This window comes from Pseudarthrobacter ribosi (assembly GCF_055412865.1).
On sequence record NZ_JBVAYZ010000026.1, the window covers coordinates 40,490 to 64,753 of the forward strand.

The 24,264-nt window shown below is 64.2% G+C and carries 30 protein-coding genes; 11 read left to right on the top strand and 19 right to left on the bottom strand.

Translation table 11 applies throughout. The features are described 5' to 3' along the window. The 6 genes from ACZYZ5_RS18590 to ACZYZ5_RS18615 are packed head-to-tail and all read right to left on the bottom strand — an operon-like array spanning nt 1 to nt 4,818. Nucleotides 1-747, bottom strand: coding sequence for a DUF8175 domain-containg protein (locus ACZYZ5_RS18590; RefSeq protein ID WP_463903730.1), 747 nt, complete (start codon nt 745-747; stop codon nt 1-3). 30 nt (nt 748-777) lie between these two features. Beyond that, nucleotides 778-1,047, bottom strand: a complete 270-nt coding sequence (locus tag ACZYZ5_RS18595) for a hypothetical protein (protein ID WP_123256262.1) — start codon at nt 1,045-1,047, stop codon at nt 778-780. 11 nt (nt 1,048-1,058) lie between these two features. Beyond that, nucleotides 1,059-1,673: a DUF6668 family protein gene (locus tag ACZYZ5_RS18600; protein ID WP_463903731.1), complete on the bottom strand. Its 615-nt coding sequence runs from the start codon at nt 1,671-1,673 to the stop codon at nt 1,059-1,061. 33 nt (nt 1,674-1,706) lie between these two features. Continuing rightward, on the bottom strand, nt 1,707-3,185 hold the full coding sequence (locus ACZYZ5_RS18605) for a MinD/ParA family ATP-binding protein (RefSeq protein ID WP_463903732.1): 1,479 nt from the start codon (nt 3,183-3,185) through the stop codon (nt 1,707-1,709). Nucleotides 3,186-3,226: 41 nt separating this feature from the next. After that, nucleotides 3,227-3,742 carry a hypothetical protein gene (locus ACZYZ5_RS18610; RefSeq protein ID WP_463903733.1) on the bottom strand — a complete coding sequence of 172 codons (516 nt, stop codon included), beginning with the start codon at nt 3,740-3,742 and terminating at the stop codon, nt 3,227-3,229. After that, nucleotides 3,739-4,818 carry a CHAP domain-containing protein gene (locus ACZYZ5_RS18615; protein WP_463903734.1) on the bottom strand — a complete coding sequence of 360 codons (1,080 nt, stop codon included), beginning with the start codon at nt 4,816-4,818 and terminating at the stop codon, nt 3,739-3,741. The genes ACZYZ5_RS18610 and ACZYZ5_RS18615 overlap by 4 nt, the downstream gene beginning before the upstream one ends. A 177-nt stretch (nt 4,819-4,995) precedes the next feature. On the opposite strand from ACZYZ5_RS18615, the gene ACZYZ5_RS18620 reads away from it, so the two are divergent. Next, a complete protein-coding gene (locus ACZYZ5_RS18620; RefSeq protein ID WP_463903736.1) occupies nt 4,996-6,147 on the top strand; it encodes an alpha/beta hydrolase family protein in 1,152 nt (383 codons plus the stop codon). Here ACZYZ5_RS18620 and ACZYZ5_RS18625 read toward each other — a convergent pair. The 3 genes from ACZYZ5_RS18625 to ACZYZ5_RS18635 are packed head-to-tail and all read right to left on the bottom strand — an operon-like array spanning nt 6,144 to nt 7,970. Beyond that, complete coding sequence (locus ACZYZ5_RS18625; RefSeq protein ID WP_463903738.1) at nt 6,144-7,058, bottom strand: hypothetical protein; 915 nt, start codon at nt 7,056-7,058, stop codon at nt 6,144-6,146. The two genes, ACZYZ5_RS18620 and ACZYZ5_RS18625, sit on opposite strands and share 4 nt — an antisense overlap. Nucleotides 7,059-7,061: 3 nt before the next feature. Then, entirely contained in the window at nt 7,062-7,511 is a 450-nt protein-coding gene (locus ACZYZ5_RS18630) for a hypothetical protein (protein WP_282383891.1), read from the bottom strand. After that, nucleotides 7,512-7,970: a hypothetical protein gene (locus ACZYZ5_RS18635; RefSeq protein ID WP_463903739.1), complete on the bottom strand. Its 459-nt coding sequence runs from the start codon at nt 7,968-7,970 to the stop codon at nt 7,512-7,514. Between the two features lie 239 nt (nt 7,971-8,209). On the opposite strand from ACZYZ5_RS18635, the gene ACZYZ5_RS18640 reads away from it, so the two are divergent. The 6 genes from ACZYZ5_RS18640 (at nt 8,210) to ACZYZ5_RS18665 (ending at nt 12,245) form a co-directional block, all read left to right on the top strand. Continuing rightward, complete coding sequence (locus tag ACZYZ5_RS18640; protein WP_282360739.1) at nt 8,210-8,413, top strand: hypothetical protein; 204 nt, start codon at nt 8,210-8,212, stop codon at nt 8,411-8,413. A gap of 86 nt (nt 8,414-8,499) precedes the next feature. After that, nucleotides 8,500-8,727, top strand: a complete 228-nt coding sequence (locus tag ACZYZ5_RS18645; protein ID WP_226761981.1) for a hypothetical protein — start codon at nt 8,500-8,502, stop codon at nt 8,725-8,727. 375 nt (nt 8,728-9,102) lie between these two features. Further along, a complete protein-coding gene (locus tag ACZYZ5_RS18650; protein ID WP_463903742.1) occupies nt 9,103-10,719 on the top strand; it encodes a hypothetical protein in 1,617 nt (538 codons plus the stop codon). A 40-nt stretch (nt 10,720-10,759) separates the two neighbouring features. After that, complete coding sequence (locus ACZYZ5_RS18655; RefSeq protein ID WP_463903743.1) at nt 10,760-10,966, top strand: hypothetical protein; 207 nt, start codon at nt 10,760-10,762, stop codon at nt 10,964-10,966. Next, nucleotides 10,963-11,877 (top strand): ParA family protein, encoded by a 915-nt coding sequence (locus ACZYZ5_RS18660; RefSeq protein WP_463883236.1) that lies wholly within the window; start codon nt 10,963-10,965, stop codon nt 11,875-11,877. The genes ACZYZ5_RS18655 and ACZYZ5_RS18660 overlap by 4 nt, the downstream gene beginning before the upstream one ends. Before the next feature lie 155 nt (nt 11,878-12,032). Next, nucleotides 12,033-12,245 (top strand): ParB family protein, encoded by a 213-nt coding sequence (locus ACZYZ5_RS18665; RefSeq protein WP_463883235.1) that lies wholly within the window; start codon nt 12,033-12,035, stop codon nt 12,243-12,245. Between the two features lie 134 nt (nt 12,246-12,379). Here ACZYZ5_RS18665 and ACZYZ5_RS18670 read toward each other — a convergent pair whose 3' ends face one another. Beyond that, entirely contained in the window at nt 12,380-12,691 is a 312-nt protein-coding gene (locus ACZYZ5_RS18670) for a histone-like nucleoid-structuring protein Lsr2 (RefSeq protein ID WP_463883233.1), read from the bottom strand. 469 nt (nt 12,692-13,160) lie between these two features. On the opposite strand from ACZYZ5_RS18670, the gene ACZYZ5_RS18675 reads away from it, so the two are divergent. Further along, nucleotides 13,161-13,865 (top strand): SOS response-associated peptidase, encoded by a 705-nt coding sequence (locus ACZYZ5_RS18675; protein WP_463903745.1) that lies wholly within the window; start codon nt 13,161-13,163, stop codon nt 13,863-13,865. Here ACZYZ5_RS18675 and ACZYZ5_RS18680 read toward each other — a convergent pair whose 3' ends face one another. Beyond that, complete coding sequence (locus ACZYZ5_RS18680) at nt 13,866-14,933, bottom strand: ATP-dependent DNA ligase (RefSeq protein WP_463903746.1); 1,068 nt, start codon at nt 14,931-14,933, stop codon at nt 13,866-13,868. Next, entirely contained in the window at nt 14,920-15,204 is a 285-nt protein-coding gene (locus ACZYZ5_RS18685) for a hypothetical protein (RefSeq protein WP_463903748.1), read from the bottom strand. The genes ACZYZ5_RS18680 and ACZYZ5_RS18685 overlap by 14 nt, the downstream gene beginning before the upstream one ends. A gap of 177 nt (nt 15,205-15,381) precedes the next feature. Here ACZYZ5_RS18685 and ACZYZ5_RS18690 point away from each other — a divergent pair, with 177 nt between their 5' ends. Further along, the gene (locus ACZYZ5_RS18690) at nt 15,382-16,452 is read left to right on the top strand and encodes a coiled-coil domain-containing protein (protein WP_463903749.1); all 1,071 of its coding nucleotides are present in this window, start codon (nt 15,382-15,384) and stop codon (nt 16,450-16,452) included. A 109-nt stretch (nt 16,453-16,561) separates the two neighbouring features. Here the strand turns inward: ACZYZ5_RS18690 and ACZYZ5_RS18695 are convergent, their stop codons facing one another. The 6 genes from ACZYZ5_RS18695 to ACZYZ5_RS18720 form a co-directional block, all read right to left on the bottom strand. After that, complete coding sequence (locus ACZYZ5_RS18695) at nt 16,562-16,936, bottom strand: hypothetical protein (RefSeq protein ID WP_463903751.1); 375 nt, start codon at nt 16,934-16,936, stop codon at nt 16,562-16,564. Next, a complete protein-coding gene (locus tag ACZYZ5_RS18700) occupies nt 16,933-17,271 on the bottom strand; it encodes a hypothetical protein (protein WP_463903753.1) in 339 nt (112 codons plus the stop codon). Before ACZYZ5_RS18700 ends, ACZYZ5_RS18695 begins: the two co-directional genes overlap by 4 nt. Before the next feature lie 44 nt (nt 17,272-17,315). After that, nucleotides 17,316-18,614 carry a Y-family DNA polymerase gene (locus tag ACZYZ5_RS18705; RefSeq protein ID WP_463903755.1) on the bottom strand — a complete coding sequence of 433 codons (1,299 nt, stop codon included), beginning with the start codon at nt 18,612-18,614 and terminating at the stop codon, nt 17,316-17,318. A gap of 47 nt (nt 18,615-18,661) precedes the next feature. Then, nucleotides 18,662-19,093 (bottom strand): LexA family protein, encoded by a 432-nt coding sequence (locus tag ACZYZ5_RS18710; RefSeq protein ID WP_463903756.1) that lies wholly within the window; start codon nt 19,091-19,093, stop codon nt 18,662-18,664. Nucleotides 19,094-20,117: 1,024 nt separating this feature from the next. Continuing rightward, nucleotides 20,118-20,768, bottom strand: a complete 651-nt coding sequence (locus tag ACZYZ5_RS18715; protein ID WP_463903758.1) for a helicase associated domain-containing protein — start codon at nt 20,766-20,768, stop codon at nt 20,118-20,120. Between the two features lie 217 nt (nt 20,769-20,985). Continuing rightward, nucleotides 20,986-21,888 (bottom strand): DNA/RNA non-specific endonuclease, encoded by a 903-nt coding sequence (locus ACZYZ5_RS18720; RefSeq protein ID WP_463903759.1) that lies wholly within the window; start codon nt 21,886-21,888, stop codon nt 20,986-20,988. A 507-nt stretch (nt 21,889-22,395) separates the two neighbouring features. Here ACZYZ5_RS18720 and ACZYZ5_RS18725 point away from each other — a divergent pair. Together ACZYZ5_RS18725 and ACZYZ5_RS18730 are read left to right on the top strand one after the other, a co-directional pair. Further along, a complete protein-coding gene (locus tag ACZYZ5_RS18725) occupies nt 22,396-23,376 on the top strand; it encodes a DUF4192 family protein (protein ID WP_463903761.1) in 981 nt (326 codons plus the stop codon). Nucleotides 23,377-23,568: 192 nt separating this feature from the next. Beyond that, nucleotides 23,569-23,718, top strand: coding sequence for a hypothetical protein (locus ACZYZ5_RS18730; protein WP_463903762.1), 150 nt, complete (start codon nt 23,569-23,571; stop codon nt 23,716-23,718). 86 nt (nt 23,719-23,804) lie between these two features. Here ACZYZ5_RS18730 and ACZYZ5_RS18735 read toward each other — a convergent pair whose 3' ends face one another. Next, entirely contained in the window at nt 23,805-24,050 is a 246-nt protein-coding gene (locus tag ACZYZ5_RS18735) for a hypothetical protein (protein WP_463903763.1), read from the bottom strand. Between the last annotated feature and the right edge of the window lie 214 nt (nt 24,051-24,264).

Below are 24,264 nucleotides of genomic sequence, written 5' to 3' on the forward strand. Positions count from 1 at the left end.
TCAGACGCCGGCCCAGGGGATGAATGAACTCAGGTCACTGATCTGGCGCACTGCGCCTCCGCCAGCGGCCGGCATATCCAGTTTCCAGTCGCCGTCCTCCCAGAGCAGCGACGTTGAAAAGGCACCGTATCCTCCGTCGGCGCTCTTGATGGCCAGTTCTACGACGGCCGTTCCGGGCGTGTACGAATGAATGATGAAGCCGGCGATCTGAACCTTCGGTGAGGTTGCACTGCCGACTTCTTTCCCTTCCTTTATGGCCTGTACGGCCTTGTCCCGCGAAGGGCTATCAGCTGCAAGCTCCAGGTAAACCTGTTTTGCATAGCCGTTAAACGACGCTGCCCAGATATTTGCCGTTGCGTACAGGGCGCCGGTGGGGGATTGAGCAAAGCACGACCTCAAACCGTCTTTTCCTACAGTGCCGGGGCCGGCCGTCGATGGATCGTTGGGAACGGCCATGGATCCGAGCAAGTCCCATTTGGATTTAGGCGCTGCTCCGAGTGCAGTTTCTTGGCTCCCAGGCAGTCCGCAGACGCTCTTGCCTGCACCTGCCGTGGCACTGGGGCTGGCTGTGGCCGGGTTGGCTGATACTGCGGTTCCCGTCGCTGGCTGGGCGGTGTCCTGTCCTTTGGGGAGCAGGAAAATGACGACGGCTGCTGCAATCAGCGCGACCACCAGCGCGGCAGCAATGATGAAACCGGGTTTGGTGAACGGATTGCTTTCGGTGGTGCTCTCTGTTGACTGGCTCATGGTGAACCTCCCGTTTTTGTTGGTGCTGGTTTAGACGAAGGCGCGGACGATGCCGGCGGCACCCGTGATGATGATGCAGCCCATCAGGACCCAGCCGAGCTTGCCGATTGCTTGGGCGCCCTCGCCGCGCTGGAGCTGGATGACCATACCAATGCCGACGATGATGACGCCCAGGACGCCAAGGACCAGGCCGATGCCGGAGGCCCAGTTCAGGATCGTGAGCAGGCCACCTGCCTGTGCCGGGACAACCGGGGTGGGGTTGGGGATGACGCTTGCTGCAAGTGCGGAGAACGAGTTCATGATGAGACCTTTCAGTTCGTGGTGCTGGGTGAGGTGGTGGTAGCCAGGACGGCCAAGTCAGTGATGAAGCGTTGAAATTCACGGGCCGACGGCGCGGTGGTGGAATCCCCGTGCCGCCAGGCCTCGACCCAGGGCAGAGTCCAGAAGCGGGGCGCTCCCCCGCCGACGATGGCGCCGAAATCACGAAGGGCTTTGGGAGTCTTCCCCGGTGCGTCCGCGAGGACAGCCAGGCCGAGCAGATCAACCGCGGGTGCCGCGCCTGATGCCCACTGGGTCAGTGCGCTCTGTGCAGCTGTCAGACCGCGCATGTCTGCGCGGCAGACCAGCAGCACCCGGGGCTTGCTGCCGTCCTGGAGGACGGGCCAGCAGTGATCGGCGATGCGTGCCCCGTCGATCAGATCAGCGATGCGGCTTTCACCGGATCCCCCATGAGCACCGGTGACCCACAGCGCTGCGGAGCCGGAGACGGTGCGGCTGGCCAGACGGTCTGCGGCGTCCGGTTCAACCATTCCCCTCAGCGGCTCACTAATAACGGCCCCCGCCGGCACGTGCGCCTCCGGGGTTGCTGTCTCCGCGCCGTCGGCGGTGGCCGGGCGGGTGATCCAGGGGTTCAGGGACTGCTGCATGGTTCCTCCTCTCAGAGTCCTTTGGTGGGTGGTTTAGAAGCCGGCAGCGACGGCGGCCGCGGCTGCCAGCCATGCCCGCTGGGTGGCGGGCTGGAGGGCTTCATATCGGATGGGGCCGTTGACCAGGGCAGGGTCGTAAGGAATCCGGACGACCGCGCGGACGAAGGGTGCGAAGCCGTCAGCGATCCGCTGGGCCTCGTCCTTGGCCCGCTTCAGGGCATCCCCGCTCATGCTGCGCTTGGCGTCCGTGGACTCAGAGACGATCACGACGGCGTTGCGGGCCAGCTCCGCGTCGTGGCCGCCCCGGGACTCCAGGGTCTGCAGCGTCAGCCGTGCAGCTTCGGCGCGGTCCTCGATGGCCGTGACCGGGACGACGAGCTGGTTGGTGTGGTCGATCATCCGGCGCCAGTTCGCGGCCCGGGCGGTGTTGCCGGAGTCCATGACCACGAGACGGTAATAGCGGGTGAGCACCTGGTGGGCGATGTCGACTTCCTCAGCGGTGACTTCGTGATCGCCTTCCTCGTTTTCATCCGAACGCAGGACATCGAACTTGTCGCCGGTCTGGTGATGAACGAACTTCGCGATTTCGGCCGCGTTCGTTGACGGGGACAGCAGTTCCGTGGAGGCGTCGATCAAATCCAGGACGCTCCGGTCGTGGGAGCCCTTTTCCGTCCGCCACCCGAGAGTGCCCTGGGACTCGTTGTTGTCCCACGCGACCGTGGCCGCGCCGCTGTAACGGGCAAGGATGGCCGAGAGCATGACCACGGTGGGGGTCTTGTTGGCCCCGCCCTTGCGATTCACTACCGCAATGGTCCGGGGGCCGGGCCAGTGCTGGCTAACCGTGCGGATATCCTCGCGTTCGGTGAGTTCTTCCTCGGAGGGGTCCATCCGGAGTCCCAGGCGCGTGAGGGTTCCGCGCCAGCCCTGGGTGGCCGGTTCCAGCACCGGGGCGCTGACCAGGAACGAAGTTTCCTTCAGGCTGCGCCGGGTCGGCGCAGCTTCCCCGGCAACGACGGCCGTCTGCGGTTCCGGGGTGGCCGGCACCGGAACGGTATCGGCTGCGACTGTGGCGGGTGGCCATGGCTGGGCGTCCACGGGTGCTGCAGGGGCAGGAGCTGGAGCGGATTCTGCCGGAGTGGCCAAGGGCTCCGGTGCGGGTGCGGGGACGGTCTCAATGATCGCCGGGGCGACTGTCTTGGGTGTGGCTTCGAGGGCTTCTGCCCGGCGGCGGGTCTGCCGGGGGTCATAGGAAACGGATTCGATCTTGTTGTCCGGGTGGACGATGAGTTCGCCGTGGCCTTCGGGGTCTTCGATCTGGACCCGGACGGGGCGCTGGAGGGTCTGTGCCTCGCCCACGATGAGGGCCAGAGCGTTGTTGCGCAGTTCCTGCACGGAGTCTCCGGCAGGGACGATGCGGGAGTTGCCCGCGACGACGACCTCGGCGGTGCCGTTGTCGCGGACGATGGCCCTGATGTTGGGAAAGGCCATGACTTCGGTTGGTGTAGTACCCATGAGCTTCTTCCTTACGTGTGTGGGATGGAGGGGTGCGGCGCTTAGGACGAGGGCGGGGTGAGCCGGTTGACCTTCCACGGGGCGTCCTTGCCCGTGCGGAGCAGCTGCACCGTGTAGGTCCCGGCGTTGGTGGGGACCGCTGCCATGACGCCGAAGCCGTTGGCTTCATCGACGCTGAGGGTGGCGGGGCCGGTTACGCGGCTTGCCGGGATGTTGGCCGGGTCCACTGCCGAGTAGTCGGCTGTGGCCTGCGGGGTCAGCCAGCGGGCCAGGTCATTGGCCCACTGCTTTTCCTCCACCGTGGGGCGGGCGAAGTCCGCCATTGCCTTCCCGGCGACTTCCACGGCGTTGTCCTTGCTGGCCTGATCCCAGGTGATGCCGATCGTGGCCGGGACAGTTCCCCCTGGCGCCTGGGGTCCGCTGTTGGCGCTCAGTGAGACGGGTGCTGATGCTGTGGGCTGGCCGGTTGATGCCGTCGGTGCCGGCGTCGTGTTCGCCACCGGTGCGCAGGAAACGCAGAACAGTGCCACGGCGAGCAGGGTCAGGGGCTTTTTCACTTCTTCTCCTCTTGGGTGGGCAGGTACAGGAAAGCTGAGGGGACAGTGTTGGCCACTGTCCGGGTGTAGTAGCTGTGGTCCGCCGGTGCCGGGTTGCCGTTGTAGCCCTCTTCGACGTAGGTCCCGTTGTCCTTGACCTCTTTGACCACGGCGACGTGGCCGAAGCTCGGGTCCGCTCCCCCGGCGCCGGGCGCGTACCAGACAACGGCGCCGACCCGGGGTGTGTTGCCGGAGTCCCAGCCCTTGGCATCCCAGCCGGCCTTCCACGTCAGGGCCGAGCCGAGGCCCTGCCCGTCGGGACGGAAGGTGCCGTTGAGGAACTTGAACGGTGTGCTGGTCGAACCCATCTGCTGGTTCACCCGCCACAGGGCGAAGTCCACGCACTCGCGGTAGTACATGCCGAGAGGTGAGGTGCTAGCCGAGTTTGCGCCGACCTGCAACCAGGTCGGGGAGTTCTTCCACGGGTAGTCATTCCCCGCGCCCGACTGTCCCGGGATGGCGCAGTCGCTGCCCTGCAGGGAGAACTTCGAGTTCGAGAGCGCCTGGACGAGCTTCACTGCCTCGGGCCAGTACCTCTGGTAGTGGTACGGGTCCGCGTTGCGCTGGACCCTGTTGCCGGCAATGGTCGGTTCCAACAGCTCCCAGCCGGCCACGCCTTTCAGGGCTTTGATGAAGTTGGTTGCGCTCGTGGTGGGGTTCATGCGGTCTGCGTAGGAACCCCACGCGCCGTTGTCGCGCTGCTGGAACAACCCCCGCGAGTCCGGGCCGGCGCCGTCGCCGGTATCCAGGACCCGCAACCCCGACTCCCCCAGGGAAACCATGACGCTGATCATCTGCCCTTTCACGGACAGGTCCAGTGCCTTACCGGCACCCATGATCGCCGCGGCGTTCTTCAACTGCTCCTCGGTGTAGCCCTCGACCTTGGCGTCATCATCGATGACAACAGAGACGGCCGGACCGCAGGTGGCGGCAGCTGGCTTCGCGGGGGCGAGAAGCAGAAGCATGGAGAAGATCAGTCCGAAGAACAGCCCGGGGATGGCAATGATGGCCACTAGACCAAGCGATGTGCGCTGCATTAGATTCGCCCCTCCCCCTTGGACGTCGACTGGCTCAACCAAAAGATTACACGCCTGTAGTGAACATGTACAACGCCTGTAGTGGGCATGAATTGTTCAGATATGAGGGATTCAGGCGACGTTACGATGATTGAGTGCCGTTCCTCTTCCTGGTTCGGCGCTGGAGGGTGAGACCTAATGCTGACGACACGGCGCGGCCTGGCCTGCCTCGCGTTCCTTGTACCGGCGGCCGCACTATCTGGATTCGCGGTTGTCATGGCCCGCAAGATCGTTAAACGGGGACCAAAGGACTACCGTCGTGCCGAACTGACAGATGATGGCCGTAGAGTCCGCATCGACTTGGACGACTACACCAAAGCCCCGGGCGACTTTGGCGTGTTCGACCCCGCGACAGAGAAGTACACGAGAGTCGGCGAGGTCACGCTGATCAATGAGGATCAAAAGTACGTAGAACGGCGGATTGATCCTCTTGGGTCCGCGCCGGGACGTCTGGGGCCAATCGTCGATTGGACTCCGGACGTGTTTTTCGAGCCCTCTGCTGTCGGCGGACGGTTCGAAGAGGTGGACGTCCCCACCGCGTACGGTGCGGCGCCTGCATGGCTATTTGAAGCTGAGAACACGGACGTATGGGTGATCCATATCCATGGCAGCTGGACCGACCGCTCGATCATGTTCCGGGACGTCCACGCATTCAGTTCTTTAGGATTCACCTCCTTGGTCCCCACATTTCGCAGCGACCCGGAGGTCAGCCCACCACAGGCCGAATCGAGCCACCTTGGGCAAACGGAGTGGCGTGATGTGGAAAGCGCTGTGTCCTACGCCGTCGCTCGTGGAGCCAGACGCATCATCCTCTCCGGCTGGTCAATGGGTGGGACCATTGCGCTGCTGACAGCGGAGCGCAGCGCCCATCGGGACCGGATCGTCGGAGTCGTCCTGGTAGGGCCGGTCACGAGCTGGCGCAAGACCATCACGGCGGGGGCGGTGCGGGCTGGCGTGCCGGCGATTGGTGCCGGCCTTGTCATGTGCCTGTTGCAGGCTCCCCCGTTCGCGAGGATGCTCGGGTTGGAGGAACCGATCGATTTCGATGCACTTGAATGGGTCGATGTACCTAACCGGGTGGCAGTCCCGACGCTGGTCCTGCACTCCTACACAGATCAAGAGGTTCCCTGGGAGATCTCAGCGGCGTTCCAACGCGCGAATCCTGACACCGTCACCCTGATTCCCCTACCTGAGGCGCATCATACCCAGGAGTGGAATGCCTCGCCTTGTACCTTCTCCAACGAACTGACGGCTTGGGTCAGCAAGACGATCTTGGCTGAGCAGGGCTAGGTCTGTGCGTCTAGCTTGGCCTCAATTTTGCTGATTCTGCCCTCAACAGACTCCGGGAACATCGTCATGTTCCCCCGCTGGTAGTTGTGCAGAACGATGAGGCTTTTGTAGACCCCGTTTTCGAGCGTTTCATTGAAAAGGTCCCACGCCGGACTGACTCGGGATTGATCTGCATTTACCCGGATCCTCAACGCCGTAAGCCAGAGTGCATCGATCATCCAGAGTCGCAATTTCGGGAGCTGCTTGGACAGGAATAGAATCAGCCACCCCGCCGCCGTCACCGAGAGTCCTACATAGAAAAGGCGGTCAAACCAGGATCCGATCGCTTGGGCGAAGGCATCCCAGGGCGAGAAATGGAACAGCACCACGTACATAATGTGGCACGAACAAGCCGCCGCAACCACGAGCAGGCCCGCTGAGAATGTTGCATACGGGCCCCGCGCCTTGTGCCGAAGCATGTAGATGATCCTGAGCACGGTGAACAACAACGCGAGCATGTACGTGCCGCTGTACGTGGCAGTTGCGAGCTGGTCCATGCGGGTATCAATGAAGTCCGCAGATGTTGGAGCTTTGTCCTTAATCAGGGCGAAGCTGACAACCATGATGGGAATACTCAGCAACGGGGCGTAGTAGGTCCATCTGACAATGGGTACGTTCGCTAAACGCCGCACGCTGTCGTTGAAGAAGAAGATCGCCAGCAGCGCGAAGATGGCTTGAAGCAGGTTCGTCACGTTGATGCCACCGAGGTAGCTGTCGATGACCTCTAGCGGTGTAACCGTCCCCAGGACATAGAGCGCCGTCAGACCGAACATCGATGCCAGCCACGACGCCCGGGATTCCGCCACCTTCACCACCGAGGGGATCCGAAGGAGGCACAGGGCACTCAGGAGCGCAAAGAGCAGAAGTTTCATGGTCTAGCTGAGGAAAGGATCAGGATCGGACGAGCCGCGTCCACGGGTCTTCTTCGACATCTCGAAAGCGAAATCCTCCACCCACCGTTCGACAGGATGATTCGGAACGGACCGGCAGGTAACGCTAATCGCGTCCGCGGTTTCCCTCAGCATCTCTTCAGAGAGATCCGGCAGAGCCAAGGAAATCCGAAAGCTCTCCAAGTAGATGTGTCCGAGCTCGTGATAGATGCAGTGAAGTTTGTATTGCCGCGACTTCTGCGGGGGGAAATAGACGTTGATGCGATCTTCAAATTCGGCTTTGAAGGCCGTCAGCGCACCCCAGGACTCCTTGTACTCGATCAGATTGATCGGCTTCTCACAGATCACGGTCAAGCGGTCGACAACTTCCTTCATCGATGTCGTGCCGTCTCCGCATAACTCCCGAACCTTTTCCGGGACCGGCGGGAGAGCCATTCACTTGTCGTCTTTCTCGTCGTCTTTCATCGATGCATCTATGATCCTGGTGATCGTCCTCAGTGTTTCTGGCGAGGTGGCCCCCAGGTTTCTCGCGGCAAAGTTCTTCACCTTGAGCTTCCGCATCTGCACAAGGAATTCCATGCGCGCTTCTACCTCGGGAGGAGTCTCGCTGTTGAGATCACACAGATAACTGGGTGGTACGGCAAAAACGAACTCTGCTATGCCCTTCAGCAGTTCCTGATCCGTCACCAGGCTGCCAGTGCCATTGATCAAGTAGGACCACCGTGTCCGCGACAGGTGGATTCCGTGGGCGGAAAGTGCTTCTTCGACATGAGGGTAAGTGAGCGCAGTGTTGTTATCTGCCTCCCAGATATCCACCAGGATGCCCATGCGATCCGCTAGCCGCTCTTTCTTCTGTTGCTGCGTAAGAAACACGCTGCGGCCCCCATTTGCCATCTATACAGCTCCTTAGCCAAGCTCAGCCACTTGTGTAGGCCGGCCACACAGGGCGGGCGGGCAGCTGACACAAGAGATATTACCCGATGCCTACCGCAGGGTGCAGGCAGTGAGTTGTGCATGTGCGGAGCATGTATGTAGTGTTTCGTTGGCTTGGTCTTTTTGAAGGAGCACTAGGCGCCACCGCGACAGGACCTGTAGACCTACAGGTTCTCTTAACCCGAAGTGAGGGTGACGACATGGAGGAATACCGCCCACCCAAACTGATCGGTAAGAAGGCACCCCTGAACTGCCTTGTGCTCCCAGATCAGCATTACACCGCCTGGAAGGCGATGCAGCGGTACAACATGTCCTTCGGTGAGTATGTGGGCGCTTTGATAGACCGCGCGGAAGGGCGTCCCAACAAGCTTGATGGGATGCAACGAGGGGGCATCGGCAATTGAAGAGTCTTAGGACACCAAAAAGCCAAAGAGCGACACGCCGCGATGACCTGCGCGGTTTCGTTTATCAAAACCGCTTAGATGGCACTATGGCAATTCAGAAGCTTGCTCAAGGGGGCCGCCCGTCAAAGGGACCGCGGCACACGTTCGTGGTGAAGCCCGATCTTGCACGGGCCGAGAAACTGCGAGCAATCATGGAGATTCTTGGTACGAACGCAGTCGACTACCTGACTCCGCTGGTTGCCGCCCACATAGATTCCATCAACCTTGATGAACTGCGCAACCAGGAGATTTTGCCTATACCAAAGGCCAGTTAAGGACTGAAGGCCCGCACTAGGCGGGCCTTCAAAAAGTATGCGTTCAGATCCTCTTCTTGGCGGATCAGCGATCTGAACTTATCCAAGCTCCCCGCGAGGGGCGCTCCATTCGCTATACCCCGAGAGGACTAGCTGTTGTCTATGGTACCTGTCGCGGCCGTGCCGTCAATAACTGACGCACCCCCATCCGCGTGTCAAGTCACGCCGTCCATGGCGTGGAACCTGGCCCCGCTGATCGCAGGCGCCCCGACGTATCGCATGGGACGTTGGATAAAAGGTCGGTTTCAGTACCCCCGGCCGCTAAACCCGCCCCGGATCACCGCTTCCGTGCCAAGGCAGCCGGCGGCCGTTCCCATTCACGGAGCAGATGGCTCCGTGGCGACTCTCTGCCTTGACCTTGACACGTCCAAGGCGCTGCAAGGCGTCGTCGATGACGATGCCCGACGCCTCGGAGTCCTTCTGGAAAGCTGCGGTGTCCGCTACATCGAGGACTACTCCCCCAGTGGCGGACGCCACCTCTACATTCCCCTGGCCGAGCGCATGGAAGCACCAGCGGCTCGTGAGCTGGTCGAAGCCCTCGCACGGATAGCAGCCAGCCTTGACCCCAGCCCGCACCAGAACGTCACGGACGGCTGTATTCGGGTCCCGGGAAGTGCCCACAAACGCGGTGGCCACCAGACACTCGTCACGCCCCTGAACGAGGCATACGACGTGCTGCGCCGCCGTAACCCTGTCCAGGTTGTGGCGTCCCTTCGACGAGCTCTGGCACCGGAGCTCAAACGTGAACGCGAGCTAAAGGCCCGCGCCGCCAAGATGGCAGTACAGGCGACGGCGACTGGTGTTAGTCCGGTTCCCTTTGGCGGGAGCCAGTCCCCCCTGCGCCTGGCGGCCCGAACCGGCCTGTACGACACGGCCAGGTACGCCAGCCCGTCGGAGGCCCGCATGGCGGTACTGAACCACTTCGCGGCCTGTGGCTGGACTCTGGATCAGGTCCGCCTCGAGCTGGGCGGCCAGTTCCCCGGCCTCGCAGCCCTCTACACCAACACCGACCGGCAGGAACGCCTCCTTGATAAAGAGTGGGCCGAGGCCTGCCGCTGGATCCAAAAACCGGGAACCCCGGCAACGGGCCAAAGGAATGCCCGTATTAACGACACAAGCCCCCCAATACCCACAGGGGGGGCCAGCAGAACCAGCAGCAAAGCTGGTGCACACCAGCTCGTAAACGATCTTGAAAATGTCCTCTACGCAGTCTTGGATCACAGACTCAAAGAACGCGGCCGTGAAGGCCTCAGCCTGCGCCTGCTGCTGCGCGCAGTACTCGGCTACATGCGAACCATGGAAACCGACGTGCTGGACGTAGGCTGCCGTACCTTCGCTACTGCACTGGGCAAGCACCATGGCACCATCTCCAGGTTGCTCCCAACGCTTGAACGAGCCTCAGACGGCATCCTGATCAAAATTGCCGATGCCCGCGGCCGCAATGCTGACACGTACGTGATCCAACTCCCCCAGCACTTTGAACAACTTGCCCGGGAACTGTCCTGGCGCAGTGGAAAGATCCACGGCATCCGCCCTGTATTCCGGGTCCTGGGCGACGTCGCTGCCCTCGTTTACGAATCCATCGAACGCGGACGCCTCTCCCCCACCACAGCAGCAATTGTCCGGTCCACAGGACTCAGCCGCACAGCCGTTGAAACGGCGCTGGCCGCCATGAGCAGCTACAACATGATCGGACGCCGGCACGGGCACTGGAGCATCACGGCCGGGACCAGCCTGACAGCCCTGGCCCGGCGGCTCGGTGCACTTGACGATGCCGCTGAGCAGATCAGCACCCACCGAAAGCAACGCGCAGCCTGGCACGCATGGCTGGACAGGAACCTCGCGCCCGAACTCGCGGAACACGAAGTGGACGAACCTGACTCTGATCTCTACTGGATCCCACCCTCGGAAACCGAAGTGGACTTGATCGGGACGCTGTGGCGAGCTGCTTAAAGCGCCCCGTCGTTGGTAGACGATGGCTCCAACAGATCAAGTGAGTAAGTTTCTGCTTGCTTCGCTGGTTTCACAAGTGAAAAAAGCGTATACGGAAAAACCGGTGAACCCGGGAAACCATGTGAAAAAGGTTCTGCTTGTTTCGCCGGTTTTACAAGTGAAAAAAGCGAAGACACGGAAACAAGCTTCACAAGTAAAACCAGTGTTACTGGTTACGCTTGGATCACTCTGGAAGGGGATTCGATGAAACACGATCTGGACCGCGGTGCCCTAAGCCGCGTCATCGCGGTAATCAATGGCAAAGGCGGGGTATTTAAGACCAGCCTGGTGGCCAACGTAGGCGGACTCCTCGCCGAAGGCGGATCGCGTGTGCTCCTCGTGGATCTCGACCCTCAAGGAAACCTCGCCGAGGATCTCGGCTATGCCGACCAGGGCGACGGTGGCAGGAGTCTGGCGGCTTCGCTGTGTTTCGGGGGAGAACCCGACCTGCTGACAGGCGTCCGAGCCAACCTAGATGTCATTGCCGGCGGACCCCATCTCGACGATGCCGCGGCATTCCTTGGAGCCAAGGCCCAGAAGGACCGTGACGCTGCGCAGTTGGCCCTGGCCAAACTGCTTGCCAGCGTTGCGGGGGAGTACGATCTGGTCCTGCTGGACTGCCCGCCCGGAAATGAACCCCTGCAGGCCGCCGCGGTAGCTGCCGCCCGCTACGCACTGGTGCCTCTGAAGACCGACATGTCCAGCCGGAAGGGTGTCGCCGCGGTCGCGGCACGCATGGACAGCGTCGTCGGTCTCAACCCCTCGCTGGATCTGCTGGGCGTTGTACTCGTAGGAACCGGTACGAACTCCAAGCAGGTTCACAAGGTCACCCGCGACCACCTCACCGCTGATTTCGGCACAGACGAAGTGTTGTTTCCGATGAGCATTCGCCACGCGGAGGCCACGGCCCAGGCATGTCGTGAGCGTGGTTTGCTGGCCCACGAGCTTGAGCGGGAGCTCAGCAAGGGGCCGAAATGGTGGGAGGTCCTGCGCGGTGAAGCGAAGGCCGGCAACGCCGGGCCAAAATCGGCTTCGAGCGTGGCTGAAGACCTCCACGCGGTCGCCATGGAAGTGACACGTCGTATTGCCGTCGCAGAATCCCTGGAGGTCAACGCGTGAGCGCCGAACCTACACCCAGCAGTCGCCCCGCACTTGGATTGCCCCCGCGGCGCACGGCAGCGCCGGCCGCAGAAGCGCCGCTGGCACGGATGCTTCCCGGACACCGCCCGGAGACGCCAAAGAAGGCGGAACCCAAAGAAGCCGAAACAGCGAATATGACGGTGAGTATCCCCGCCGCGCTGCGGAACCGTGCGCGGGCGGCCTACCGGGCGACCAGCTACATCGAAGGGGATATCACCTGGAGTCACTTCGTGGCGAAAGCCATCGAAGCCGAGACGGCCCGACGCGAAGTCGAACACAATGAGGGTTCCATGTACCCGTCCTGGGGTGAAAATCTTCCCGGGGGCCGGCGGCTCAAAGACAGCTGAAGCAACAATCCGAGGCCAGAACTTGAATAAGTTCTGGCCTCGGATACGTATCCTGAGCGATGCTCAGATGGTGGTTTCCGCGTTTGCCCAGCCGATATCAGCTGGCTGAACTTAAAATCTGGAAAGTACTTCCCTTAGTGCGCGGCTTCGTACTTTTCCATGATGTCAGCCTGGATACGGCCGCGGGTATTGACTGGCAAGCCTTGGTCGGCCGCCCACAGCCGGACTTCGCGGGCATTGGAGGGAGCTGGACGAGCTGTCCGAGCTCGCCCGCCGGTCTTACGGGCTGCTTTGGTGTAGTAGCTGAATACTTCACGCATTTCTTGTGCGTGAGCAGCATTGAGATCGATTGCATATTCGACGCCGTCAAGGGCAAACGAAAGTGTTTCGCTTGCCTTGGAGCCGTCGAAGTCATCTTCTAAAAGGGTTACTACTCTTTGTGCCATAAGAAAAGCTTAGGGCTTTCGTACTCGTGTCGGATGCCAGTTCGTTGTTGACGAAGGCTGGCGAATTCCAGGAGTTCAGTGTTCTCCGCTGGCGAACTTGATGCCTCGGTCATCGCGCCTTTGCGGAGTTGGACCGGGCCCTGGTCGGGGAACCCCAGTGTGATTGGATCACCCTGGTCCAGGGTCGCGGGACCCATCGTCAGGTGGCCTGTGCACGCCGCCCCGGCCGCGGGACTCCGGGCACATAGGAAAGCCCCTCGGGAGAGGGGCTTTCGCGGATGAAACAGTGGGTCGGTGGTGTTGGTCAGCGGTGATGTGCGCCCCCTTCCCGGACGTCGTGTCCGTCTGTCTGCATTCGATACCGCAAGACTGTAATAAATGATCCGCGGATCGTCCAGTAGAGGTGCAGCGTGTCTTGCCGCCCCCGGTTTCGCCCTCCGGTGAAGGCGACGTGGGGCACAATAAAGCCATGTGCGGCAGATACGTGATGTCCAAGGCCACCGGGGATCTCCTCAGCCAGTTCGAGGCCAGAGAAGTCGAGGGCAGCCCGCCGCCGCCCAGCTGGAACGTCGCTCCGACCCAGGACGTGCCCATCATCGCGGAGCGCCTGGACGAGGACTCAGTGGACCGGCGGCTATTGATTGCCCGGTGGGGCCTGGTTCCGTCCTGGGCCAAGGACATCAAGATCGGTTCGAGGCTGATCAACGCCCGCAGCGAGTCGATCCTGGACAAGCCCTCGTTCCGCAGGGCCGCTTTCAAACGCCGGGCGCTGGTCCCGGCGGAGGGTTATTACGAGTGGCAGAAGACCGAGGACGGGAAGAAGATCCCGAATTACCTCTACTCCGAAATGGATGATGTGCTGGCCTTCGCCGGGCTGTACGAGTGGTGGCCGGACCCGACTCTGCCCGAGGATGACCCCCACCGGTGGCTGCTCAGCTGCACCGTGCTGACGACGACGGCGCACGATTCCCTGGGCCACGTCCATGACCGGGCTCCGGTCATCATTCCGCCCGGCATGTACGCCCGGTGGTTGGACCCGGACACCACGGACAGGGAAAAGGTGCAGGAGATGCTCGACGCCATTCCTGAACCGGTCCTGACACCCAGGGTGGTCACCGACCGGGTCAACAGCGTGCGCAACAACGGCCCGGAACTCATCGAGCCGGCCCCCTGATCACGGCTTTTCTGTGTTCGCCGGCGCCCGGCCAACCGGGCGCAGCATGTCGGGCAGGGTGATGTCCGCGGGGGACAGTTCCGGCCTGGCTCGGAGGACGCGGAGCGGGTGACGGAAGGACCTGCCGGACCAGGCCGTGTCAGCGGAGACTTCCACCGCCACAGGTTCGACCAGCGTCAGGGCAACGGGGTCCTTGTCGCGGTTGAACCGGTCCAGGGTGGTGCCCTTCACCGTCGCCGGCCAGGGGTGGGCGCCGCGGGGCGGTTGCAGCCACCGCGCCAGTTCCCGCGCGGCTGTCGTCTTCAAGGGTGTGGATCTGCCGACGATCCGCAGCTCCCCGTCCAGAACCAGCCCGGCCACGACCTCTCGGGGTTCGGTGATCGGGCCGATGACTGCTCCGCAGATGATTTCCACGGTTTCGCGGTGCTTGAGTTTCAGCCAGGAACGGGCACCTGGGGTGTAGGGCTGGTCGGTGCCTTTGATGACCAGTCCCTCGATCCCGGTGTGGGGCAGCTCTTCAAACCACCTGGCTGCCTCGTCCGGATCGGTGGTGGCGGGGGAGAGGGAGAGCGGCGGCGCCCACCCGCGGGCCAGTTCTTCCAGGAGCGCCCGCCGCTGACTGAGCGGCAGTGCCCTTGCATCTTGTCCGGCCACGGCCAGAACATCGAAGGCGACGTAACTGGCCGGCGCCTGCCGAACAATTCCGGGGAGAGTCTTCGGGCCGGCGCCCAGGCGTTGCTGCAAGGCGGAGAAGTCCAGCCTGCCCCCGGCCCAGATCACGGCTTCGCCGTCGACCACGCACCCGGGCGGCACCTCTGATGCGAGGGCTGCCGTGAGTTCGGGGAAGTACCCGGTGAGCTCCTTGCCCTGCCGGGACCACAGGCTCACCCCGGCATCGTCATGGACCACGACGCAGCGGTATCCATCCCACTTGGGCTCATAGACCAGACTCCCGGGCAACGCACCAGCCCGTGGCAGCCTCGTGACGACCCGGGCCAGCGCCACCTTCAGCGGCGGGACAAGGCCCGCCGGCAGCCCCGATCCGGGCGGCGTTCTAGCACCGGCCATCGAGGCCTTCCAGCGCCTCTACCTCGGCGGCATCCAACAACGCATGAGAATCGGCGCCGGTGGCCCGGGCCAGGTCGTCCAGGGATTTGAAGTGGACCCGGGCGAGGGTGATGGCCACCAGCTCGAGGTAGGCGGTGCCGTTGCGCTGTCCCAGGCCATTCAGATAGTCGAGCATGCGCCCTTCCAGCGCGCCGGGGCCTTCGGATTCTTCCGCGGCGAGCCGCGTCAGTGTCAGGGCTGCCAGCTCCGGGTTGTCGTAGATGAGTCCCATGGATCAACGCTACGCACCCCGCTGGCGCGGTCAAGAGCAGCCGCTAGCGGCCACCGGCAGGATTCCAACGCCCGCAGCGGGGGGAGTAGATTCGTCTTTTTGTCCGAAAAGTTCCGTATTTCGTTACGTATTCCGTTACGTCTTTCGTTATTACACGAAAGACGCTATGATGACTCTATGAGCGAGAACACCGTTGAGGTTGATGAGCGTACGTGCAGGTTCCCGGGCTGTCAGCGCCCGGCGATGGCCGCCGAGGCCGGCACCGGCCGGCCTCCGGAGTACTGTGACGACCCGGCCCATACACGCGCGTCGGCGTGGCGGGCACGCCAGCGCACCAGCGAGAACGCTGCCCGGGTTGCGGAGGCCCGGCCGGTGGATTCCGCACGTCAGCGGGCCAGTGAGATCAGCGGCCAGGTGAGCGGGATGATTGAGCACCTGGGTCAGCAGCTGGCGGTCCTGGTTGAGGAACTGCGCACGGTGGGTGATCCCGAAGCGGCAGAAGCTCAAATTGAATCGGTAGCCAGCGAGGCGGCCGAGCAGGTCGCGGGTGCGAACGCGCGGGCAAGCCGCGCCGAGCAGGCCCAGCGCCGGGCTGAGGCCGAGAAGGCTGAGGCCGACGCGGCAGCTGAAGAAGCAACGCGAACGAGTGAAGAACTTGCCCGGAACCTATCAGGCATCCAGGAGGAGCTGGATGCGGCACGGGCCGAGGGGGAGCGGCTCACCATGGAACTTGAGCAGGCCAATTCCTCGGCCGCTACCGAACGGGAGCTGGCGCAAGCCGAGAGTGCCGGCCTGCGGGCCGACCTTGAAGGGGTACGTGCGCAACTGACACTGACCGAACGCGAACGTGACGCCGCCGCCGAACGGGCCGGGACAGAGGAACAGGCTCGGGTGGCGGCGGAGCGGCGCACGGGAGCGGCCGAGAGCCGGGTTGAGGCGGAAACTGCGCGCGCTGACCGCGAGGAGTCCGCGGCCGAAGAGGTACGGGGTCAGCTGGCGGGTGTCCGTGCCGACCTTGAGGCCGCCCGCGAGGCGGTGTCCGATATGCGCAGCACCGTGGCAACGCTGACGGCGGAGCGTGAAGCAGCACGGGCAGACGTCGAGCGGGAGCGCATCCATGGCGATCAGCGCGTCAAGGACCTTCACGAGACCTACAGCCGCCAAATCGACCAGTTGCGCGCCGAACTCACCCAGGCCCGCGACGCGAAGAATGCAGAACGCCGCCCGGGCGCCGGTGGAGACCAATAGCGGCCAGGGGAGGGCCCTGTCGCCAGGGATCATTCAGGGATGCCGGAACCTCCCGCACCGGACTTGGCAAAGACGTGGCCAGCCGCGTTAGCCGCAAGTCCGGTTTGCGCTACCGCCAGCGGTAGGATTCCAGCGCCCGCAGCAGGGGATCGGGGCCACCTTTCAGGTGGTCTACGGGACGGGTTCCGGCAAGGGCCTTGGACGGGGTGATCATCCAGACGGCGAAGTAGTTGTGAGGGAGCTCCAGCTCCATCGCCCGCTGAAAGAGTGCCGTGACGGTTGGCTGGAGCTGCCCGCCGGGGAGGAACTGGAATCCCGGGCAGAAGGTCCCGTCGGCAAGGAAGACGCGAATGAGCTGGCGCATCACCGGTTCGGGGTTTTCCATGAGCTCGGAGAGCCGGCGGTGCACTTGCTCGAGGGCCGGCAGCGTGAATTCCGCCCGGATCGCTGCCCACGTTTGATCGTTGATGGGTTGGCCGTTCACTCTTCTTCGGTTGTTTCGTCGGCGTCGCTGATGCTTTCCAGGAGCCACTGGGTGGAGAGCGGTTCCCGGCGGAGCGTGGCGGTCCGGAGGGAGGAATGAGTGTCGGGACGGACCTGGACCCGCCAATATTCGATGCTGACCAGGTCGCCGCTGCCGACGGCTGCTGTGCGCCGGCTGTCCCACCAGGCGTCGCGTCCGAACCAGTGCTGGGAGTCCGTGTCGGGATCGACCAGCCAGATCCGGCCGTCGTGGCGGATGGCGAGGGGTTTGCCGGCCGGGTCGGTCCGGACCTGAAGCTCGTTGGTCTGGGCTGGGGCTTCGATGGTGCTGGTCATGGGGGTGCGTTCTTTCGTGGTGCGGTCGTGCGGGGGAAGTTTGGTTAGGCGGCTTTGACGAGGGGGAGTTCGTCCCAATGGGTGGTGTACCGGGGGGAGAGCATGTCCCGTTTCATGATCCAGTCCGGCCCGCCGCGGATGCCGCCATGGCCCAGGCCAATGGAGCCGCGCCCGTACCGGCGGGTGATGTCTTCCAGGAGGGTGCCGACGTGGCGTTCCTCGTGCGGGTTCTCGAACAGGGCCAGGGGTGCCTGGTTGCCCGTGGGGCGCAGGTCGGTGACCATGATCCCGGCCCTGGCGTACCGGATGCCCTCGCAGATGCGGGGCAGCAGGGCGTGGGCGGCCCTGGTCAGGATCACCGGGTCCGCGGTCGGCATCGGCAGCGGCACGCAGACCGAGGGGTAGGAGGTGTCTTTCGGGTTGAAGTGTGAGGTGCCCGCGAACGCGGTGAGGACCTTGGCCTGGAGCCCGTGTTTGGCCAGCCGCGCCGAGGCCTGCTGGCCGTAGACGCTCATGACCTGCCGGATCCCGGCCGCCGTGGTGATCGGGGTGGCGAAGGAGCGGGAGAAGATGAGCTGGTCCCGCCCGATGCGTTCTTCCTCCATCGGGATGCAGGGGGTTCCCTGCAGTTCCAGGACGGTGCGCATCATGACCACGGAGAACCGGTCCCGGATCATCACCGGATCCGCCCGCGACAGATCCAGGATCGAGTGGATCCCGAGGGCGTTGAGGCGTTTGGTCAGCCGGGTGGCGACACCCCAGATCTCGATCACCGACAGGCGGCGCATCAGTCCTTCCCTATCCGCGGCGGGCACGGAGTCCCAGTGGCAGACCCCGCCGAAGGCCGGGTTGTTCTTTGCCCACTTGTTCGCCAGCTTCGCCAGGGTCTTCGTGGGTGCGATCCCCACGCAGACCGGCACCCCGACGTTGCGCCGCACGGCGGCTTTCATGTCCCGGCCCAGGCCCACGAGTTCGTCCGGGGTTCCTTTGACGCCGAGGAACGCCTCGTCGATGCTGTAGACCTCGAGCCAGGCCGAGTACCGGCCGAGGAGTTCCATCACCCGGGCGCTGATGTCCCCGTAGAGCTCGTAATTACTCGAGAGGGCCACGAGTCCCCATTCCTTGGCCCGCGGGGCGAGTTTGAACCACGGCTCACCCATGGCAATACCCAGGGCTTTGGCCTCGGGGGAGCGGGTGACGGCACAGCCATCGTTGTTCGACAGCACGATCACAGGCCGGCCCTCCAGGGACGGGTCGAACGCCCGCTCGGCCGAGGCATAGAAACAGTTCACATCCACATGCGCGATCTGCGGCAGATGCCGCATCAGGGCCGGCTTAGACATTGCTTGCCCCGTGCCGGCAACGTTCCAGTTTAACGCAATAGCGCGCCTTAAACATGGTGAAGGCACCGGGTCGCGACGCCCCAGACGACGAGATCGGATAAGGACGGCACCCGGATATCCGGGTAGGCCGGGTTCTCCGCCTGCAGCACGACCCCGGTTCCGGTGATCCGCAGCCGCTTGATGGTCAGCTCCCCGTCCAGGACCGCGACGACCACGGACCCGTCCACCGGTTCCAGGGCCCGGTTGACGATCAGTTCGTCGCCGTCGCTGATCCCGGCGCCGACCATCGACTCCCCCGACACCCGCACGACATAGGTGCTGGTGATGTCCTTGATCAGGTGCTCGTTCAGGTCGATCCGGCCATCAAAGTAGTCCTGCGCCGGCGAGGGATACCCGGCCGCCACAGCGACCGGAGAGATCAGCACCGACAACAACGACGCGCCCGCATCTATCACACGGGGACCGACAATAACGCCCACAACACACCTTTTATTCGAATATATGTTCGATTTTCTTAAGCCTACATCGTGGCCCCGACAAAGGAACTATCGAAGGTTCAGGCGATCAAAGAGGGGACAGGTTGTACGCCAATGGGGACAGCCTGAGCTGTGCGGAGGGCTCCGCCTGACCCCAGTGGGCACAACCTGGCGGGACCCTCGCAGCGGCCCTGCTTCACGCTCGTCGACGGCCGGCGCGCCCCACACCTTGTGAGAACCAGGGCACCCGTGGTCCACCGGGTTTGCTGCGGAAAATCTGGTTGACAGGGGAAAAGAGCGCTCCTAGATTCTTAGTGTTCTACGTCCGTTTCTGGGCTGGTCATGCTTCACATTCACGCTGTTGCTGTTTCATTTGAGCGGCAATGCCGCCAGGATGCAGGAGGCCACGATGACGAAGACACCACTGGAAGATTTCCTCACTGAATGCGTCGCCGCAGATCCTGGCGGGGACGGCCTCAGCGTGGAGGAACTGTACGGCTTGTACCTGAGCTGGTGCGGGCTCGAAGGGTTCGCACCCGTGAGTGGCAGGGCGTTCAGAGCCGGATTACACGCAGCCAATGTCCCCATAGAAAACCGTGGACGACGCTGCCCGGATCTGAGGATGACCGGCCCCGCAGCGTGCGATTACCTCATCCACCGAGAACTCCCGCTCGCCGAGCTGGAACCCCCTGCCGGACGTCCTCAACCGACTCCACACCCCGTCCCTGAACGCATCGCGCCCCTTCCCGGCCGCCCGACCGGGGCAATCCGGGGCGTCGCGCCGGCCGCCTGACGGGCCCCGGCCCGGTCATCGACGCTCCCTCTCCGGGGTCGCGTCCGGTTTCAGCGCCAACTGGCAGCAGCCCGGGCTTCTTCTGCCGGTAGATGAGAAAAGCCTCCGCGCGAGTCCAGGACTCAAACGCGGAGGCTCCCGGCTCTCCAAGCTGGGGGGACTGGAGAGCCGACCTGAGTCTACTAGCAGTCCTGACGTCATGACCGCTGGCCGGCGGGAGGCGCGCCCTCCCGCTTACCGGAGGGGAGGACGGCCACGGGTTCTCCCCGTCTGCCATCCGGGAACGGCATCGTCCAGGAGCTTGACCTTCACGGGGTCGAGGTCGCCGCGGCGCCGTTTGTACCGCTGGGCGTGGATCCACACCCCGAGGGTGTGTTCACGCTCTGAGTCATAGTCGTGGTGGCGTGGCCAGCCGTGGCCTTCCTGACGGAAATCCACGAGCTCGCCCAAACGGTCGTGCCACCTGGCTTCGTCCGCAGCCGCCCGGTGGTTCCCTACCCATTCCGGAACCCGTGCGAGTCCGTCACGGTATGCCGGATCAAGGGTGCCTTCGGCTGCTTCGCGCCGACGATCAGAGAGCCACCGGGCCATCGACCGTTCACCCCTGTCCTCCGAGTGGCCACGGGGGAGCCGGCCCTCGGCCGTAATCCAGGCGATGACCTCCTCCATCCGGGCAAGCTTCCTGGGGGAGGGACCGCGTTTGGCGCCGGCAGCGGCCTGGTGTTCGGTCTCAAGCTCCAGATCCCGGCGGCGGGCGATGACCAGGTGGTACCCGACGACGGCGGGATGAACGCGCACGAGCTCAGCGATGCGTTTCCGGCTCAGCCCGAGCCGGTACATCAACACCCATTCCGCGTCGGGAGCGCGCCGCAACCGCCTGTCCATGATGGACCCCATCCTGCCACGGCCCTGCCCACGAGACGGGGCGGGAACCCCAGGGACCAAGGACAGTGCTTATGGCCGTCCGCTGCTGCGGCCCGGCGGCCAGGTCAGGTGGGGGCCGTGGCAGGGCTTTGCCGTGCCCAGACTGCTGCTTTTGCCACCGTCGGAGCCTGCCTTTCCGGGGTGGCTCCCGGGGCCGGGTCAGGTCAGGTCGGGGATGTCAGTCCGTGCCGATGAGGTCGAAGTCCAGGTCGAGGTCCAGCGGCGAGGTCAGCCGTCGCCAGGTGGAGGTGACCGGGGCGCTGGTCAGCGCCCGGGCGATCGGCATCCGGTCTGCGGCCACGAGCTGATCCAAGGTCAGCCCTGTCAGTGCGGCAATGTCTCGGACGGGGACCTGGAAGGTGCGGAACGGGCCGAGCGGGGGAGCTTCGTCGATGGCGCCGGGCCGCGGGACGTCGGGCAGGTTCGCGAGCTCGGGTGTCTGGTCCACAATATAGCCGGTTGCGGCGAGGTCGCCGTGGTGGAGGAAGACGGCGACCTTGAAGTACCGCAGCGGAATGTTCACACCGCGGTAGGCCGGGTCGGTGACACTGAAGATCGGGCCCGTGAAAACGACGAGCCTCCGGCCGTTGTCGGCTGCGTTCTCCTGCAGATAGCTTTCCAGGCCGAGCCAGAGGCCCAGGCCCTGGTTGAACGTTGCCGCCTGGGGCGCGGCGTTCGTGTAGTGGAAGGTGTCCTCGTTGGCGCGGGCTGCCTCGTCCCGGGTCTCGCCCCAGACGGCTGAGGCCCGGCGGACCAGGTGGCCGCGGTCGATGTCGTTGCGGGCGTAAACCCGCTCGCCCGTCTGCTGGTCTTCGCCCAGCCGGGGATCGAGCCGCCAGCGGATGCCGGAACGGTCCAGCTCGATCAGCTTCGCCCCGTCAATCCCCAGAGCCGCCACCGCGGCCAGGCGTTTGTCCAGCCGCATGAGCACCGAGAAATGCGTGTAGGGCAGAAGGACCGTCTCGACCCCGGCCAGGGTCGGAACAGGCACCGGCACACCGAGGAAGCCGGCGTCGAAACCGGCCCGGTCCGACAGATCGCGTCCAGCAGCAGGGCCCGGTCCCAGCAACAGTTCATCCATGCCCGGACCCTAACAGCCGCCGGTGACAACGAAGTGAAGGACCCGCCCGCTCACAAGTCCCGGGCCCGAAGGCAGAACGGGAAACTCCGGCCCGGCCCGCGGGCACCGCGGGTTCAACGACACTGCTTTCGGGCGTCCGCTGGCGCGGCCGGCTGTGGGGTCCAGTGCTGTCTGTCGCAGGGCTCCGGCCCGCCCTGGCCCGTGTCTACGTCTTCGACGTTTTTTGGTTGCTGTCCTTCGGATTCTAGGCGTCCGCTCCACCCCGTCTAGCCCCGGTTCCGCAAGCTCCACCGGGGCCTGCGGTGCAGGAAATGTCCCTCCGGCGCTCCTGCGTCGCTGATTCCCTCCAGGAATTTCCCGCCCCTTGCCCTGCGGGTAGACAGGGCTCCGTCGGCCGCCGAGCAAGCGAGCTTGCCAGCAACCAAAAAACAACGGGGGGAGAGGGGAAGCTGGCCGGTCACCTAAGCCGCCCCACCCACCGAAATCCTCTGCAAAAGGAGCAACACCATGATTGAAAAGATCAACCTCACCGGTCCCGCGGACCTGCTGGCGACCATCCCGCACCTGCTGGGGATCACGCCCTCGGAATCGTTCGTGGTCCTCACCGCCCAGGCCGGTGCCCTCGGGGCGACGCTGCGGGTGGATGCTCCCGAACACGTCGAGCCGGGCAACTACGCGCAGACGCTGACCAGCCACGCCGCCAACGATGACAAGGCTACGGCGTCCTACGTTGTCGTTTACACCGACGAGGATCAGGACAGCTGCCCCTACGCCGCGCACGTTGCCGCGCTGGTGTCCGAGCTGGCCGCCGCCCGGATGCCGGTGCGGAACGTCTGGCTCGTGACCTCCACTCACTGGACGGAGTTCGGCACGGAAGAGGAGCACCCGCTGGAGCAGATCACTGACAGCCAGGCCAACGCGGCGTTTACCTTCTTCGGCAGCGCGACGGACATCGACGTCTATAACCCCGCCCTGCTGGGCGCCTGGGCCATGCCGGTACAAGCACCCGAAGGCAGCGAAGCGGACATTGAGGAAGCATGCGCGGCGTGGGCGGCCGTGCTGGACAGCACCGGGACCCCGGACAGCGACACGGCCCGGAGCATCGCGGGAGCGTTCCAGCACAAAATGGTCCGGGACTTCCTGTTCCGCGAGACCATTACCACCCAGAACGGCAACTTCGCCGACGTCATCCTTGGGACCTTCAGCGGACGACCGGACTGGACCCGGGTGGACCGGGCCCAGTCCATCGCGTTCGAGCTGATGAAGGCAGTCCCGGCAGGCCAGCGCGCACCGATGCTGACCCTGATGGGCTGGCTGGAATGGCTCAAAGGAAACGGCACCCAGGGCAGCCGGTACCTCAAGCACGCGGACACGGACGCGCCCGGGTTCCGGCTGGCAGGGCTGCTGCAGGAACTGATCAACCGCGGCTCAGTCGCAGACGTCGCCCGCGACCCGGAAACCTCCTACCAGCGGCACAACAACAACTAAAGGACAGGGCCGGGCCGGGATCATCATGAGATCCCGGCCCGGCCTTTTTGCCGGTGGCGGGGCGGCCTCCCCCGCTTCGCTCCGCCGGCCGCCTGACGCTCGCGCGGGCGCAGCTCGGGAACCCAGCTAGCGTGTAGAAACCACGGCTACAGTGAACCCAAGGAACACTGCACCGACCAGGAAAGCGTGAGCATGGGAACCGAATACATCCTGACCGACGACGACAGGCCGGCGGCCGAGCCCTGCCTGGCCGAAGACGTCATCGAAATTCGCCTGCTCACCGCCGGCGAACCAACCGGGCCCGCGAACATCGGCTGGGCCCAGGAACACCACAACCTCTAACCACCAGGCAGCGAGACGCTGCCCACCCAAATTTCCTTTGCAGAGGGAAAACCCGGAAAGGCCGGCACCTTGGTGCCGGCCTTTCCTCATGCCCGGGACTGTTCCAACACCCGGCGCCACAACAGGAACGCCGCCAGGGCATTCAGGGCGGTAATGAAGACATCGCCCGCTGCCGGCCGGGCAACCACAAGATCGAGGACTACCAGCGCCAGCGCCCCCGCTGCGGCAACTGTGAACACCACGGCCAGGACCCGGAGGACCCGCGGAGAATCCAGCCCAACACCGCGCCCCGCACGGCCCGGGCGGCTATCACACGCAGCCGGCTCAGTCATGCCCTCACCCTACTCAGGAAGGGCATGCTCGCAGGGCTCGCACCCATTCGGGCGTCCGCTGGCGCGGCCGGCTGTGGGGTCCAGGGTGCGCCGTCGCAGAGCTCCGGCCCGCCCTGGCCCTGACTTACGTCTTCGACGTCTTTTGGTTGCTGTCCTTCGGATTCTAGGCGTCCGCTCCACCCCGTCTAGCCCCGGTTCCGCAAGCTCCACCGGG

Excerpts from the sequence above, each read along its gene's own strand:
- ACZYZ5_RS18590 (WP_463903730.1), bottom strand. The coding sequence starts at position 747 with ATGAGCCAGTCAACAGAGAGCACCACCGAAAGCAATCCGTTCACCAAA.
- ACZYZ5_RS18595 (WP_123256262.1), bottom strand. The coding sequence starts at position 1,047 with ATGAACTCGTTCTCCGCACTTGCAGCAAGCGTCATCCCCAACCCCACC.
- ACZYZ5_RS18600 (WP_463903731.1), bottom strand. The coding sequence starts at position 1,673 with ATGCAGCAGTCCCTGAACCCCTGGATCACCCGCCCGGCCACCGCCGAC.
- ACZYZ5_RS18605 (WP_463903732.1), bottom strand. The coding sequence starts at position 3,185 with ATGGGTACTACACCAACCGAAGTCATGGCCTTTCCCAACATCAGGGCC.
- ACZYZ5_RS18615 (WP_463903734.1), bottom strand. The coding sequence starts at position 4,818 with ATGCAGCGCACATCGCTTGGTCTAGTGGCCATCATTGCCATCCCCGGG.
- ACZYZ5_RS18620 (WP_463903736.1), top strand. The coding sequence starts at position 4,996 with ATGCTGACGACACGGCGCGGCCTGGCCTGCCTCGCGTTCCTTGTACCG.
- ACZYZ5_RS18625 (WP_463903738.1), bottom strand. The coding sequence starts at position 7,058 with ATGAAACTTCTGCTCTTTGCGCTCCTGAGTGCCCTGTGCCTCCTTCGG.
- ACZYZ5_RS18630 (WP_282383891.1), bottom strand. The coding sequence starts at position 7,511 with ATGGCTCTCCCGCCGGTCCCGGAAAAGGTTCGGGAGTTATGCGGAGAC.
- ACZYZ5_RS18635 (WP_463903739.1), bottom strand. The coding sequence starts at position 7,970 with ATGGCAAATGGGGGCCGCAGCGTGTTTCTTACGCAGCAACAGAAGAAA.
- ACZYZ5_RS18640 (WP_282360739.1), top strand. The coding sequence starts at position 8,210 with ATGGAGGAATACCGCCCACCCAAACTGATCGGTAAGAAGGCACCCCTG.
- ACZYZ5_RS18645 (WP_226761981.1), top strand. The coding sequence starts at position 8,500 with ATGGCAATTCAGAAGCTTGCTCAAGGGGGCCGCCCGTCAAAGGGACCG.
- ACZYZ5_RS18660 (WP_463883236.1), top strand. The coding sequence starts at position 10,963 with ATGAAACACGATCTGGACCGCGGTGCCCTAAGCCGCGTCATCGCGGTA.
- ACZYZ5_RS18665 (WP_463883235.1), top strand. The coding sequence starts at position 12,033 with ATGACGGTGAGTATCCCCGCCGCGCTGCGGAACCGTGCGCGGGCGGCC.
- ACZYZ5_RS18670 (WP_463883233.1), bottom strand. The coding sequence starts at position 12,691 with ATGGCACAAAGAGTAGTAACCCTTTTAGAAGATGACTTCGACGGCTCC.
- ACZYZ5_RS18675 (WP_463903745.1), top strand. The coding sequence starts at position 13,161 with ATGTGCGGCAGATACGTGATGTCCAAGGCCACCGGGGATCTCCTCAGC.
- ACZYZ5_RS18680 (WP_463903746.1), bottom strand. The coding sequence starts at position 14,933 with ATGGCCGGTGCTAGAACGCCGCCCGGATCGGGGCTGCCGGCGGGCCTT.
- ACZYZ5_RS18685 (WP_463903748.1), bottom strand. The coding sequence starts at position 15,204 with ATGGGACTCATCTACGACAACCCGGAGCTGGCAGCCCTGACACTGACG.
- ACZYZ5_RS18690 (WP_463903749.1), top strand. The coding sequence starts at position 15,382 with ATGAGCGAGAACACCGTTGAGGTTGATGAGCGTACGTGCAGGTTCCCG.
- ACZYZ5_RS18700 (WP_463903753.1), bottom strand. The coding sequence starts at position 17,271 with ATGACCAGCACCATCGAAGCCCCAGCCCAGACCAACGAGCTTCAGGTC.
- ACZYZ5_RS18705 (WP_463903755.1), bottom strand. The coding sequence starts at position 18,614 with ATGTCTAAGCCGGCCCTGATGCGGCATCTGCCGCAGATCGCGCATGTG.
- ACZYZ5_RS18715 (WP_463903758.1), bottom strand. The coding sequence starts at position 20,768 with ATGGACAGGCGGTTGCGGCGCGCTCCCGACGCGGAATGGGTGTTGATG.
- ACZYZ5_RS18720 (WP_463903759.1), bottom strand. The coding sequence starts at position 21,888 with ATGGATGAACTGTTGCTGGGACCGGGCCCTGCTGCTGGACGCGATCTG.
- ACZYZ5_RS18725 (WP_463903761.1), top strand. The coding sequence starts at position 22,396 with ATGATTGAAAAGATCAACCTCACCGGTCCCGCGGACCTGCTGGCGACC.
- ACZYZ5_RS18730 (WP_463903762.1), top strand. The coding sequence starts at position 23,569 with ATGGGAACCGAATACATCCTGACCGACGACGACAGGCCGGCGGCCGAG.
- ACZYZ5_RS18735 (WP_463903763.1), bottom strand. The coding sequence starts at position 24,050 with ATGACTGAGCCGGCTGCGTGTGATAGCCGCCCGGGCCGTGCGGGGCGC.